The sequence below is a fragment of the Streptomyces misionensis genome, assembly GCF_007896895.1.
GTDB classification, from domain to species: domain Bacteria; phylum Actinomycetota; class Actinomycetes; order Streptomycetales; family Streptomycetaceae; genus Streptomyces; species Streptomyces misionensis_A.
On record NZ_VOGW01000045.1, the window covers coordinates 969 to 15,488 of the forward strand.

Consider the following 14,520-nt stretch of genomic DNA (forward strand, 5'->3'; position numbering starts at 1 on the left):
CGCACGCCCTGACCTACGCCCGGCTCGACGCCCGCGCCTCCCGCCTGGCGGCCCGGCTGCGCGCGGCCGGGGTCACCCGAGGCTCCCTGGTCGGCGTCTGCCTCGACCGCACCCCCGAACTGGCCGTGGCCCTGCTGGCCGTCTGGCGCGCGGGCGCCGCCTATCTGCCGCTCGACCCCTCCCACCCCAAGGCCCGCCGCGAGTTCACCGTCACCGACTCCGGCATCGAGTGGATCGTCACCGACACCGCGACCCGTGGTGCCGTCGACCGACTGCCGGTCCAACTGCTCCTGGTGGACGAGGACGACCAGCAGGCGAGCGCGGCCGGCGAGGACGTCCTGCCGGGCCCCGACGACCTCGCCTACGTCATCTACACCTCCGGCTCCACCGGCCGCCCCAAGGGCGTCGAGATCACCCACGGCAACCTGGCCTGGCTGCTGGCCGCCGCCGACCGGCACTTCGACTTCGGCCCGGACGACGTGTGGACGCTGATGCACTCGCCCGCCTTCGACTTCTCCGTGTGGGAGCTGTGGGCGCCGCTGACCAGCGGCGGACGCGTGGTCGTGCTCGGCGCGGACGAGGTCCGCGACCCGGCCGCCGTGCACCGCGTGCTGCGCGAGGAGGGCGTCACCGTCCTCAACCAGACCCCCGCCGCCTTCAAGGGCCTGCGCGCCCACCTGCGGGACGCGGGCCACGGCTTCGCCGAACTCCCGCTGCGCACCGTGGTGTTCGGCGGTGACGCGTTCGACGTCCGCGACTACCGCGACTGGTTCACCACCGAGGGGCACCGGCCCGCCCTGGTGAACATGTACGGCATCACCGAGACCACGGTGCACGTCACCTTCCGCGCCATCACCGAGCGGGACGTCCACGGCGCCGTCCGCTCCCCGATCGGCCGCCCGCTCGCCGGGCAGCACGGGTACGTCCTCGACCCCTGGGGCCGGCTGGTGCCGCCCGGCAGCACCGGCGAGCTGTACGTCTCCGGCGGCGGCGTGGCCCGCGGCTACCGCAACCGGCCCGAGCTGACCGCCGAACGCTTCCTGGACGACCCCTTCGGCGCGCCCGGCGCCCGGATGTACCGCACCGGCGACCTCGTGCGGGTGCTGCCCGACGGCGAGCTGGCGTACGTCGGCCGCGCCGACCACCAGGTGAAGATCCGCGGCTACCGCATCGAGCCCGGCGAGATCGAGACCGCCCTGCGCGCCCTGCCGGGCGTCGCCGACGTGGCCGTGGTGGCCCGCCGGGACGGCGACACCGCCCGCCTCGTCGCCCATGTCGTCACCCCGGAGGGCCGCCCGCTCGACCCGCCCGCCCTGCGCGAGGGGCTGCGGCTGACCCTGCCCGACTACATGGTCCCCGCGCTGTTCGTCCGCCACGAGCGGCTGCCGCTGACCACCAACGGCAAGGTGGACCGGAACGCGCTGACCGCCCTCGCCCCCGCCTCGGCCACAGCCGGCACCCATGTGCCGCCCGAGGGGCCGGTGGAGCGGGCCCTGGTCGGGGTGTGGAGCCAGGTCCTCGGCGCCGAACACGTCGGCCGCACCGACAACTTCTTCGAACTGGGCGGCGACTCCATCCTGGCGCTGCGCCTGGTCGGCCTCGGCCGGCTCGCCGGGCTCGGCTTCACCGTCGCCGACGTCTTCCGCACCCGGACCCTGGCCGACCTCGCCGCGCTCGTCACCGACGCCGTCGACGCACCGGCCCCCGTCGCCCCGTTCTCCCAGCTCGATCCCGCCGACGCGGGCCGGCTGCCCGACGGCCTGGACGACGCCTACCCGCTCACCATGCTCCAGGCCGGCATGCTGCACGAGATGCTCGCCGACCCCCGGCGCGGCGCCTACCACAACGTCACCGACCTGAAGATCACCGTGCCCGAGGGCTTCGACCTCGGCGCGTTCCAGGCCGCCGTGGACGCGGTGGTCGCCGGGCACCCCATCCTGCGCAGCTCGGTCGACCTCGTCACCTATCGCGAACCCCTCCAGCTCGTCCACCGCGACGCCCGCCTGCGGATCGGCTACACCGATCTGCGCGGCCTGCCCCGCGAGGAGCAGCGAGCCCGGCTGCGCCGGTTCGTGGACCAGGAGTTCGAGCGCCGCTTCGACCTTGCCGCCGCGCCCCTGGTCCGCATCCACCTGCACCACGTCACCGACCACGACCTGCGGCTGGTGCTCACCGACTGCCATGTGGTGCTGGACGGCTGGAGCCTGACCTCGCTCGTCGCCGACCTGCTCGCCCTGCACCGCGAGGCCGTCGCCCACGCCACCGCGCCCCGGCCGCCGCAGGCCCCGCCGTTCGCCGAGTACGTGGCCCTGGAGCGGGCCGCCCTGGACAGCGAGGAGTCACTGGCGTACTGGCGCGGACGCCTCGCCGACCTGCGCCCGGTGACCTTCCGGCGGCGCGCCGGAGCCGCCCGCGCCGAGCAGCAGCCGGTGCACGAGGTCCGCCGGTCCTACGCCCACCTCGCCGAGCGCATCGGCAAGCTGGCCAAGGACGCCGGGGTGCCCCGCCGCACCGTGCTGCTCACCGCCTTCCACCACACCATGAGCCTGTTCGCCGACCGCGACGAGAGCGCGCTCGGCCACAGCATCGGCCTGGTCACCAACGGACGGCCGGAGGTGCCCGGCGCGGACCGGATGCGCGGACTGTTCCTGAACACCGTGCCGTTCGGCGTAGCCCGCCCGCGCGGCAGCTGGCGCGCCTATCTGCGCGACGTGTTCGCGGCCGAGCAGGAGATGCTGCCGCACCGCAGGGTGCCGCTGGTCAGGATCGCCCGACTGCGGCCCACCGAGCCCAACCTGACCGACACCGTCTTCAACTACGTCAACTTCCACCGGCTGTCGCACGACTCCTGGGACGACTCCCTGGAGATCGCCCGGACCATGTTCCCGCTGCTGGTCAACGCCAGCGTCAACGCCTTCACCCTCGACGTGGACCCGGAGTTCGTCAGCCCCGCCACCGCCGAGCAGCTGGCCGACGTGTACCGCGCCCAGCTGGAGGCCATGGTCGCCGCACCCGACGCCCGGGTCACCCGGCCCGCCCTCACCGGAAAGGCGCGCACCCTCGCGCTCGAGGAATGGGCCCGCGGGCCCGAACTCGCCCCCTCGCCCCTGCTGTTCCACGAGCACATCGCAGGACACGCGGCCCGCACCCCGGACGCCGTCGCCGTCGAACACGACGGGCAGCGGGTGACGTACGGCGAACTCCACGAGCAGGCCGAGCAACTGGCCCGGCGGCTGCGGCTGCTCGGGGTCGGTCCGGAGACCGTGGTGGGCATCTGCGCCGAACGCGGCCCCGACCTGGTGCGCGCCGCCGTCGGCGTGCTGCGCTCGGGCGGCGCCTTCCTGCCGCTGGACCCGCAACACCCCACCGAGCGGCTGAGGTTCATGGCCGAGGACAGCGGCATGCGGGTCCTGCTCACCCAGCGGTCCCTCGACGGCACGGTGCCCTTCGACGGCCCCGTGCTCCACCTGGACGTCCCCGCCGCCCCGGTGGGCCCCGTGCCGGGCCGGGAACCCGACGCCGACACCCTCGCCTACATCATCTACACCTCCGGCTCCACCGGCACCCCCAAGGGCGTCGCCCTCCCGCACCGCGGCCTGTCCAACATGCTCGAAGGCCAGCGCGACCTGGTCCGCCCCACTCCCGACGACCGGGTGCTCCAGTTCGCCTCCTTCGGCTTCGACGCCTCCGTCCTGGAACTCACCTGGTCCCTCGCCAACGGCGGCCGGCTCGTCACCGCGTCCAAGGAGGACCTGCGCCCCGGCCCCGACCTCGCCCGCACCCTGCGCCGCGCCCACGTCACCTGCGCCATGCTGCCGCCCAGCGCCCTCGCCGTGCTCGGCGAGGACGACTTCCCCGAACTGCGGGTGCTCCAGGTGGCCGGCGAGGCCTGCCCCGCCGAACTCGCCGACGTGTGGTCGCGCGGCCGCCGCTTCCACAACGTCTACGGCCTCACCGAGACCTCCGTGTGGTCCGTCGCCGCCGAACTGAGCCCCGGCCAGGGCCACCCGCCCATCGGCACCCCGATCCGCAACACCCGCATCCACGTCCTGGACGACGACCTCCAGCCGGTCCCGGTCGGCGTCCCCGGCGAGATCTACCTCGGCGGCCGGGCCGTCGGCCGCGGCTACCTCGGCCGGCCCGCGCTCACCGCCGCCACCTACGTCCCCGACCCCTACGGCGCCCCCGGCGAGCGGCTGTGCCGCACCGGCGACCTCGGCACCCACCGGCCCGACGGCTCCGTGGAATGGCTCGGCCGCCGCGACTCCCAGGTCAAGCTGCGCGGCTTCCGCATCGAACTCGGCGAGATCGAGCACGCGTTGCGGGCCCTGCCCGAGGTCCGCCAGGCCGTCGTCCTGCACCGCACCGACCTGCCCGGCGGCGAACCCGCGCTCGTCGCCTACCTCGTCCCGCGCGGACCGGGGCGCCCCACGCCCGAGGAGCTGCGCCGCGCCCTGCGCGCCTCGCTGTCCTCGTACATGATCCCCGCCCGGTTCGTGCTCCTCGACGAACTGCCCGTCAACCGCAGCGGCAAGATCGACAAACGGGCGCTGCCGCTGCCGCCCGCCGAACTCGACCGGTCCGACACCGAGTACGTCGCGCCGGCCACCCCGGCGGAGAAGATCCTCGCGGAGATCTGGCGCGAGGTCCTCGGCCTCGCCCGCATCGGCGTCCACGACGACTTCTTCCGCATCGGCGGCAGCTCCCTGTCCACCGTCCGCGTCTCCCTGATGTCCGCCGCCCGCGGCCTCACGGTCTCCGTCGGCGACCTGATCGAGCACCCGACCATCGCCCAGCTCGCCGCGCACGCCGCCCGCGCCGCCGGTGACGGACTGCCCACCGCCGTCACCTCCGAGGTGCGGCTGCGCGAGGGTGCGGGGGAGCCGCTGTGGTGCGTGCACCCCACCGGTGGCAGCGCCGCCTGGTTCGTCCCGCTCGCCCGGGCCCTGCCGCCCGGCCGGCCCGTGCACGCCTTCCAGGCGCGGGGGCTGCTCGGCGGGGTCGATCCCAGCACGGTGACCGGGATCGCGGCCAACTACGTGTCGGAGATCACCGACCGGGGCGGGAAGGGCCCGCACGCCCTGCTCGGCTGGTCCATGGGCGCCAACATCGCCCTGGAGATGGCCACCCAGCTGCACCGGGCCGGCCACCCGGTCGCGCCGCTGGTCCTGATCGAGCCCTACCTGCCCAACCCGGCCGCCCGCGCCCGTCTGAACGGCGTCACCGACGACCTGCGCACCGCCTGGCGCCAGCGCGACCGCATCCGGCAGCTGCCGCCCTCCCCGGAGCGCGACCGGGCCACCGCCGAACTCACCGCCACCCTGCTCGGCGCCGGCATGAGCCCCGCCGAGGCCGCCCTCGTCGAGAACGCGCCCATCGAGGTGTGGCACTCGCTGCTCGCCGCCCTCGCCGGCTACGAGGTCCGCCCCTACCCCGGCCACATCCACCTGGTGGTCGGCAGCGAGGCGGCCGGACTGCCCCGGGGCCGCACCATGCCGGGCCTGGACGTCGACTACGACACCTACGTCGAGCGCTGGCGCGAACTGGCCGGCGACGGCCTCACCCTGCACATCAGCGAGGGCGACCACATGTCGATGATGGCCGCGCCGCGGGTGTCCGGCATCGCCGACGTCCTCGTCTCCGTCCAGGAGCGGGAGGAGGAGAACCGATGACCACCGCCGCCCCCTTCCAGGAGCGCTACCTGCTCGCCCCGGACATGATCGCCGACCCCTACGGCCGGCTCGACGCCCTCCGGGAGCACGCCCCGGTGCACTGGAGCCCGATGCACCACGCCTGGCTGGTCACCGGCTACGACCAGGTGATGCGCTGCCTGCGCGACCCCGCCGTCTCCGCCGACCGGGTGCGGCCCCTGATGGACGCCGTACCGCAGGGCGCCCGCGAGGACGCCGAGCGGGCCTTCGGCATCCTGTCCCGCTGGATGGTGTTCAACGACCCGCCGCAGCACCGCAGACTGCGCCAGGTCTTCCAGGAGGCGTTCGCCGCCCGGGCGGTGGCCCGCTACCGGGCCTTCACCGAGAAGGCCACCCGGGCCGTCCTCGCCCGCAAGGCCGTCCCCGGCCGCACCGGCGACCTCATGGCCGACGTGGCCAAGCCGCTGCCCGCGCTGGTGTTCGCCCGCTGGCTCGGCATCCCCCGCACCGACGCCGCCGCCTTCTGGTACTGGAACGCCCGCGTCGCCGACCTGGTGCTCGGCACCGCCCAGGAGGAGAGCGAGTACCGGGCCTCCCTCCAGGCACTGGTCAGCCTGGAGGACTACCTCGCCGGCCTGGTCGCCCGGCGGCGCGCCGAGCCCGCCGACGACCTGATCAGCCAGGTGCTGGCGGAGGGCCGGGTGGGCGATTCGGTCACCGAGGAGGAGTTCGTCGGGATGCTCACCCAGATGGCGTTCGCCGGCGGGGAGACCACCAGCAACCTCATCGCCAACACCGTCCTCGCCCTGCACACCCGGCCCGCGCAGCTCGCCGCCGTACGCGAGGACCCGGGGCTCGCGCAGGGGGCCGTGGAGGAGACGCTGCGCCTGGACGGACCGTCCAAGATGTCCATCCGCACCACGGTCCGTGACCTGGAGCTGGACGGGCACACCCTGCGGGCGGGCGACCGGATCTTCCTGGTGACCGCGGCCGCCAACCGCGACCCGGCCCGTTTCCCCGACCCCGGCCGGTTCGACGTGCGCCGCACCGGCGCCACCCACCTCGGCTTCGGTTTCGGCGCCCACTTCTGCATCGGCGCCGCGCTGGCCCGGCTGGTGGCCGTCGCCGCGGTGGGCACGCTGGTCCGCGACCACCCGGGCCTGACCCTCACCGACCCCGGCGCCCTCACCTGGCAGCCCTCCCTCCTCAACCGCAGCCTCACCGCGCTGCCCGTCCGCTACTGACCGGAGCGCCGCGCGCGTCCGCACGACGAAAGGCACACCATGGCCACCACCCTCGCCGGCGCCGGCCCCCGGCTGTGGGCCCCCGCCCGGCAGCGGCCCTTCCAGCTGCTGTGGCTGGGACAGTCGTTGTCCCTGCTCGGCGACGGCTTCAGCGTCGTCGCCTTCTCCTGGATCACCCTCGGCCTGACCGGCTCCACCCTGACCCTCGGCTACGTCCTCGCCTGCCAGGCCGTACCCCGCACCCTGCTCACCCTGGTCGGCGGCAGCCTCGGCGACTCCTGGTCCACCCGCACCCTGATGATCGCCTCCAGCTGGACCCGCGCCGTCCTGATGGCGGGGGTCGGACTCGCCGGACTGGCCGGGCATCTGACGGTGTGGATGCTGTGCGCGGCGGCCGCCGCGTTCGGCGCCGTCGACGCCTTCTTCCAGCCGGCCCGGGTGTCGATCCTGCCCTCCGTGGTCGACGAGAACCTGCTCACCCCGGCCAACGCCCTGCTGGGCGCGGGCTCCCGCACGGCCGCCGTGGTCGGACCGGCGGTCGGGGGCGTCGTGATCGCGCTGACCCGGGCGCCGGTCGCGTTCGTGGTCGACGCGGTCTGCTTCGCCCTGTGCGGCTGGTGCGTGTCCCGCATCCGGCCGCGGGCCCGCACGGCCCCGGCGTCGAAGAAGACGGACACCGGGCAGCCCTCCCTCGGCGCCCGCATCCGCGAGGGCGTCGTCTTCACCCTGCGCGACCCGCGGCTGCGGACCGTCGTCGCCCTCGACACCGCCGTCAACTTCTGTTACGCCGGGCCCTTCACGGTCGGCTTCGCCACCCTCGCCGACCAGGTGCTGCGCGGCGGCTCGGCCACCCTGGGCGTGCTCAACGGCTCCCTCGCCGGGGGCGCGATGCTCGGCACGCTCGCGGGCGGCGCGCTGGGCGGCCGGCCCCGGGTCGGCCTGCTGGTGGCCGCCCTGGCCGGCTGGCTGGGCGCCGGGATGGCCGCGCTGGGGCTGGTGCACAGCACCCCGGCGGTCGTCGCGACCGTGCTGGCCATGGGCTTCGCCATCGGCTTCCAGGGGGTGTTCGGGCTCAGCTGGATCCAGCGCAACATCCCTGGGGACGTGCTCAGCCGGGTCATCTCGGTCGACATGGTCCTCGGCTACGCGGTCGCCCCGCTCTCCCTCATCGTGTGCGGCGCGCTGGCCCGCATCAACACCTTCGCCCTGTTCGGCCTGGTCGCCGCGGTACTCGCCCTGACCGGACTCGCGGTGCTCGGCTCCAAGGCGGTACGGGAGATGCGTTAGGGCCCTTCGTCCGGAGGAGGCCGGCTCGCCGACGTCCGGACGAGCGGCCCTACGCGTCCCGCAGGGCGGCCGACCGCGCGCACAGATCCGCGCGGTTGGCCGCTCCCGTCTTGGTGATCAGGCTGGCGATGTGCTTCTCCGCCGTACGAGGCGAGATGAACAGGCGGTCGGCGATGTCCTTGTTGGACAGCCGCTCCGCGAGCAGCCGGAACACCTCGAACTCGCGCACGGTGACACCCTGGACGCGCAGTTGGTCCGGGATGCCGCTGCTGCCGGTGCGGTGCTGGCGCACGGGGGCGCCGAGCCGGCGCAGCCCCGCCCGGCAGGCGCCGGTCACGGCCGGCACGTCCCGCTCGTGGAAGTACTGCTCCGCCCGCCGCAGCCAGCCGACCGGGTCGCCCCAGTCGTCCTGCTGCGCCGCGTCCGCGACCAGCCGCAGCCCCAGGTGCCGGGCCAGCGGATACGGCTCCGCCACCGCCTGCGCCGCCTCGACCGCCCCCGCGGCCCGCGCCCCCTCGCCCTCCCGGCCCAGCAGCACGGCCTCCGCGAGCAGCACGAACTGCCGGTTCCAGCGCATCCGCGCCATGGCGGTGGCGGTGACCTCCGCGTGCCGGGCCCGGTCCGCGCGCCCGGCGAGCACGTCCAGCAGCAGCACCAGGCCGTGGGTGCCGCTGAGATGGTAGGTCGAGGGGTTGTCCGCCTCCAGCGCCAGCACCGTGTCCAGGTCCGCCCGGGCCAGCTCCCGGTCCTCCTCCAACAGCGCGCAGAAGGCACGGGCGAGCCCATGGCTCAGCGGCTCCTCCTGCGACCCGGCCCCGTCCCACTGCGCGAACGCGGCGAGCGCCGCCTCCATCCCGGCCCGGTTGCCGTGGTGCGCCTCCAGGACGCCCTGCGCCATGAGCACGTACCGCACGGCCGGCGCGAGCCGCAGCCGGCGCACGACGGCCAGGCACTCGGCGGCCGAGGCGCGCGCGGTGTCGTAGTCGCCGCGCAGCACCGCGTCGAGCACGAGGATGCCCTCGACGGTGTGCACGATGTTGACCGAGCCGAGCCGCAGCGCCTCCTCGCGCGCCGCCAGCAGACCCGCCGTGTCGCCCTCGGCGAGCCACGCGTTGCCGCCCAGCCGGGTGGCCGCGTACATCCGTTGCAGCGGCAGCCGGTGGCGCTCCGCCGTGGCCAGGGCCTGCCGGAGCATCGCCTCGGACTCCTCCGGGTCGCGCTCGCGGGCCACCGTCGCCAGCAACTCCTGCGCCTGGCAGGCGACCACGGGCAGCCCGTGCCGTTCGGCCGTGTCGGCGGCCGACCGGGCCAGCTTCTCCGCGTGCTGGGTGCGGTCCGGGCCCGGGGTGTCCAGGGCCAGATAGGCGGCCGTCACATCGACGGCGGCGGCCGTCGTCTCGTCCGGTGCCGCCGCCAGCACCTCCCGGGCCCGGGCCACCTGCCGGTTGCCGTCGCTCCACCGGCCCGCCGTGTGCGCGACCTTGGCCAGTCGGGTGTGCAGCGTGGCCAGCCGGACCGGGCTCAGCCCCGAGCCGCCCAGCACATGCAGGTCCTCGGCCAGCTCGAAGGCGCGCGCGAAGTCACCCGCCTCGGCGAGCGCCGGCAGCAGGTTCTCCAGCACCGCGGCCCGCGCCTGCGGGTCGCCCGCGTCGGCCAGCAGGCCCTCGGCGCGGCTGAGCAGGGTCACCGCGGAGCCCAGCGCCCCGGCCGACAGGGCCCGGCCGCCCGCGTCCGCGAACAGCAGCCCGGCCTCGGTGCGGTCCCCGGCCTCGCTGCGCAGCCCGGCCGCCAGCGCGCACCAGTCGCCGCCCAGCTCGGGGTGCAGCTCCTCGACCGCCTCCGCGCCGCGCCGCGCGAGATCCGCCCGCTGGCCCGGCGTCATCTGCGTGTACAGGGCCTCCACGGTGAGGGAATGCCGGAACGAGTACCAGTCGGGGGCCGGTTCGTCCGGGATCACCAGGCGGGCCGCCACGCCCGCGTGCAGATGGCTGAGGAGCGCGCGGTCGTCCACCCCGCTCATCCGCTGGAGCACCGTCAGCGGGAAGCGCCGGCCGAGCACGGCGGCGGCCGACAGCAGGGTCAGGCCCTGTGCACCGAGCCGTTCGATGCGGCGCAGGATGTCCCGCGCCAGCGTCGAGGAGACGTCGCTGCGCAGATCGCCGACGGCCCGCCAGCCGTCCGGGCCCTGCACCAGGGTGCCGGAGCCGATCATGGTCTGGAGCAGTTCCTCGACCAGGTAGGGGCTGCCCGTGCTGTCCTCCCACAGCCGTTGCAGCACCGCCTCGGGCACCTCCGCGGGATCGGTCACGCCGAGCTGGGCGGCGATCATCTCGTGCGCCTGGGCCCGGGTCAGCGGCGGGATCTCCAGCAGGGTGGCGACGCCGCGCCGGCGCGCCGACTGGGCCAGGTCCAGGGCGTCGCTGAAGTCCGTACGGACGGTGGCGAGCAGCAGGACGGGCGTGTACTCCAGGTTGTCCACGAGGTATTCGAGGACGCCCAGGGTCTCCGGGTCGGTGTCGTGCAGGTCCTCCAGGAGCAGCAGCTGGCCCTGTCCGCGCCCGGCCGCCAGGAGCAGCCGCAGCACCGCCTCGCCCAGGATCACCATCGAGCTGCTCTCGCGCTCCCCGGTGTCCCAGTCGGGTATCAGCCGCCCGAGCACCGGCCGGTAGGGACCGAGGGCCAGGTCGTCCATGTCCGCGCCGCCGCGGAACAGCGACATCAGGGCCTCGGTCAGCGGCCGGAACGGCACGGCCGGCCCCGTGGTGCTGCTGCGGCCGCGCAGCACCCGCATACCGGCGTCCAGCGCGCCGCCCACGACCTCGGCCGCGAGCCGGGACTTGCCGACACCGGCCTCTCCGACCAGGAAGACCACACCGCCGCGACCCTGTTGGGCGCTGGTCAGGGCGCGTTCGAGCAGGGCGATCTGGTGGTCCCGCCCGACCAGGGAAGGCGCATGGGAACGCATGAACGCTGATGATAATCGGAATATCGGGACCTGGGGCAGATGCAAGGGTCACGGACCGCACCGGCCCCCTCACACACGGCGGCGCGGACCCGTCGGACGGGCCCGCGCCATCACGCCGGGTCAGGACCGGCAGCCGGTCACCGGGGAGCGGAGACCGAGGTGTCGATGGTGCTCAGCGTGATGACGAGGCCGCTGGTCAGAACCATCCCGGCCAGCACCCGGGCCCGGGCGCAGGCGCGGTTGCGGCCCTTGAGGGTGATCCCGCCGGCCGCGTCCTGCTCGTCGGCGGTGGTCTCGGTGGCGTCGGCGGCGGTGACGGCGAGGTGCTTGTCCATGACGGTGAACCCCTTCTGATGGTCCGTGCGTTCGGGCACGGGATGGAGGCGGAGGAAGTGCCGTGGTGCCGAAGTGCGGGTGAGCGTGGTGGTCAGCGGCCGGGGTGGCCGAGGAGCAGGACGGAGGGCACGGCGCCCGGATGGGCCAGGCGCAGCAGCCCGTAGCCGATGCCGGACAGCCCGGTCAGCAGCCCGGGGGAGGGAACGTCGTCGGGGGTGGCGCACCGGTGGCCCTGCGCCTCGACCAGCGCGAGCGCCTGTCCGGTGCGCCGAGTCAGCGCCCCGGCGGCCGGCTCGTCGCCCGGTGCGGCGAGCAGGGCCAGGGCTTCCAGGGTGCCGAGGGCGCCCTGGCCGAGGCTGAGATCGGGCCCCACCTCGGTGTCCCGGAGCCGGTCCGCGAGCGCGGCCGCGCACCGGACCGTGTCGTCGGGGCCGTCGGGCAGCAGCCGGGCGGCGGCGGCCACCCCGGCGAGGCCGCGGGTCCAGGACAGGTCCGCCCCGGCGGCCCCGGCGTGCTGCCGGACGGCTTCGCCGAGCAGGGTCCGCGCGGCGGCGGTGTGCGCGGCGGACCGCTCCGGCCGTGCGGCGGCGTACCGCAGCAGCGCCCAGCCGATCCCGGCGGTGCCGTCCGCGAAACCGGTCCCCGCGCCCGGGCCCGGCGCCACCGCGCACAGCCGGTCCGCCAGGGCGTCCGCCAGCCGCAGCGCCTCGGGCGACCCCGTCGCCTCGTGCACGGCGACGGCGGCGGCCAGCGCGCCGGCCGTGCCGCCCGCCAGCCCCGGGTCCGGGCAGCCGGCCGCGGCGTGCGCCAGCGCGGTCAGCGCGTCGGGCAGACAGTCCGTCAGCTCCCCGTCCAGCAGGGCCGACAGCCGGACCAGGGCGTAACAGACGCCGCCGAGACCGTCGTAGGCGCCGGGCCCCGCCGCCGCACCCAGCTCCGGATCGGCGGCCAGGGCCTTCAGCAGAGCGGGCAGCGGCCGGACCGCCTCCCGGGCCAGCGCGGTGTACCGGCCGGCCCCGGTCAGCACACCCGTGTGGGCGAGGAACAGCGCAACCCCGCAGTAGCCCTGCGCGAGCCCGGCGCCCATCGGCAGCACCGCCCAGTGCGGCCCGGAAACCCGTTCCAGACCCAGCCAGTTGGCCCGGCCGCCGTCGCGTACCGCACGGGCGGCGATGTCGTCGGCGATCCCGCACACCGCGGCCAGCAGCCGCGGGGCGTCGGGCACGACGGCCGGCACGGGCGCCACCGCGAGCGCCGAGCGCGGCCGGCCCGCGGGGGCACCGGCGCCCCGGGCCGCCAGCGTCGCCGACACGATCCACTCCTGGTCGCGGCAGTCGACCTCGTCCATCCGCGCGATCTTCTTGCGCACCGCGGCCAGGCTCGCCTCGGGCAGCACGTCCGGCAGCCAGGTCCCGTCGGCCGCCCGGACCCCGGTACCGGACGGCCGATGGGAGAACAGGGGGACGTCACCGCGCCACAGGTCCGCCGTCTCGTGCTCGACGAGCCGCCGGCGGGCCGGGTCGTGCTCGGACTCGGTCCACAGCACCGCGAACACCCCGTCCCGGGCGAGCGCGTCACCGAGCAGCGCCGGATGGGTGGACTCCTCCAGGAGCGTCGCGTACAGCCGGGTGGAACGGGCGATCAGCCGCGCCGGGCTGTCCGCACCGTCCGCCAACGGGCCTTCCTCGCCGGTCAGTTCCGCGCCGTGCGCGGCGATCGCCGCGTACGCCGTACGGAAGCCGTCGAGCAGCGCCGCCCGGTGGTCCGCGCCCTCCAGGGGACGCCCCCCGGGCAGCGGCTGGTTCTGCCCCGCCGGGCTGAGCAGCGGTCCGCGCACCGCGCGCATGGTGTCCAGGCCGCTGTCCTCCCAACGCAGTCCCTCGCTGGGGAAGGTGCCGTCGGTGGACCGGCCCAGCGCGGAGATGTCCAGCGCCCCGTGCTCGCCGATCAGCAGATGCGGCAGCAGACAGGTGCGGTGCACGGAGGTGTGCAGGGCGTCCGCGGCCGGATCGGCACCGGCCGTCATGGCCTGCCCCAGCCCGGTGTGCAGCAGCGTCTCGGCGTCCACCAGCACCGGCTGGTCCCCGCAGGCGATGACGTTCTCGTAGTGCATGTCGGCGCCGTCCACCGCGTAGAGCAGCGCCAGCAGCGCGCCCTGGCGGCGGTAGAAGGCGTCGGTCTCGGTCACCGACCGGCACCAGCGGTGCGCCACGAACTCCAGCCAGCCGTAACCCTCCCGGCGCACGGTGCGCGCGGTGCGCAGCGCCAGCCCCGGCACCTTGGCGTCCAGCCAGGCCGCCAGCTCGTCCAGCAGGGTGTGCTGGCCCAGCGGACGCGGCTTGTACACGACCCGGGCACCGCCCGCGAAGTGCAGGATCGCGACCGACCGGTTGCCCTGGTGGGCGTCGCCGAGCCCCAGCTCGACCCGGGTGAGCGCGCCCGGGTCGCGGCCGTCGAGGAGACCGGCGACCAGCTCGTCCCGGTCGGCCCGGAGGCGCGCCACCAGCTCGGCCGCCGCGTCCAGCGCGTCCAGCGCGGTCTGCCCGAGCATCCGGGCCAGCACCGGGTAGGCGGCGAACAGCTCGCCGAGTCCCCGCCGGGTGCCGGTCCCCGCGACGAAGGACGCGAACCGCTCGCGCGGACCCGCGCCCTCCAGTCGTCCGGCGCGCCGCGCCGCGTCGAGCTCCCGCACCAGCGTGCGGGCCGCCGCCCCGGCCAGCTGCCGCGTCAGCCACCGGCCGAACTCGTCCTGCCACAGGGTCCGTTCGGCGGCGGGCAGGTCCGCCGGTCCGGTCAGCCGGCCGGCGACCGGGGCGACGAGCGGCCGTACGACATGGGCGAAGACCTCCGGCCCGGTGCCGTCCGTGTCCGGCTCCCCGGGGTGCTCGGGGGCGGCCTCCAGGGCGGCTTCGACGTACGTGGCCCAGCGGGGCTTGCCGGCCCGGGCGGCGAGCCGCCCGGCGGGCTCCGCCGCGAGGGCCGCCGCCGTGGCACCGTCCACCCCCAGGTGCGCCAGCCGCAGCGCGAAGCCCTCCGC

The 14,520-nt window shown here is 75.6% G+C and carries 6 protein-coding genes; 3 read left to right on the plus strand and 3 right to left on the minus strand.

The features are described from left to right. From FRZ03_RS08215 to FRZ03_RS08225, 3 genes are all read left to right on the plus strand, one after another. On the plus strand, positions 1 to 5,672 hold a 5,672-nt coding region (locus FRZ03_RS08215), incomplete at its 5' end, for a non-ribosomal peptide synthetase (RefSeq protein ID WP_146464519.1). Next, a complete protein-coding gene (locus tag FRZ03_RS08220) occupies positions 5,669 to 6,895 on the plus strand; it encodes a cytochrome P450 (RefSeq protein ID WP_146464502.1) in 1,227 nt (408 codons plus the stop codon). The genes FRZ03_RS08215 and FRZ03_RS08220, both read left to right, overlap by 4 nt. Positions 6,896 to 6,934: 39 nt before the next feature. After that, positions 6,935 to 8,182 carry an MFS transporter gene (locus FRZ03_RS08225; protein ID WP_146464503.1) on the plus strand — a complete coding sequence of 416 codons (1,248 nt, stop codon included), beginning with the start codon at positions 6,935 to 6,937 and terminating at the stop codon, positions 8,180 to 8,182. A gap of 49 nt (positions 8,183 to 8,231) precedes the next feature. Here the strand turns inward: FRZ03_RS08225 and FRZ03_RS08230 are convergent, their stop codons facing one another. From FRZ03_RS08230 to FRZ03_RS08240, 3 genes are all read right to left on the minus strand, one after another. Then, entirely contained in the window at positions 8,232 to 11,147 is a 2,916-nt protein-coding gene (locus FRZ03_RS08230; protein WP_146464504.1) for a helix-turn-helix transcriptional regulator, read from the minus strand. Positions 11,148 to 11,284: 137 nt separating this feature from the next. Next, entirely contained in the window at positions 11,285 to 11,521 is a 237-nt protein-coding gene (locus FRZ03_RS08235; protein ID WP_261398721.1) for a hypothetical protein, read from the minus strand. A gap of 53 nt (positions 11,522 to 11,574) precedes the next feature. Continuing rightward, a partial coding sequence (locus FRZ03_RS08240; RefSeq protein WP_146464521.1) for a type 2 lanthipeptide synthetase LanM family protein occupies positions 11,575 to 14,520 on the minus strand: 2,946 nt, incomplete at its 5' end.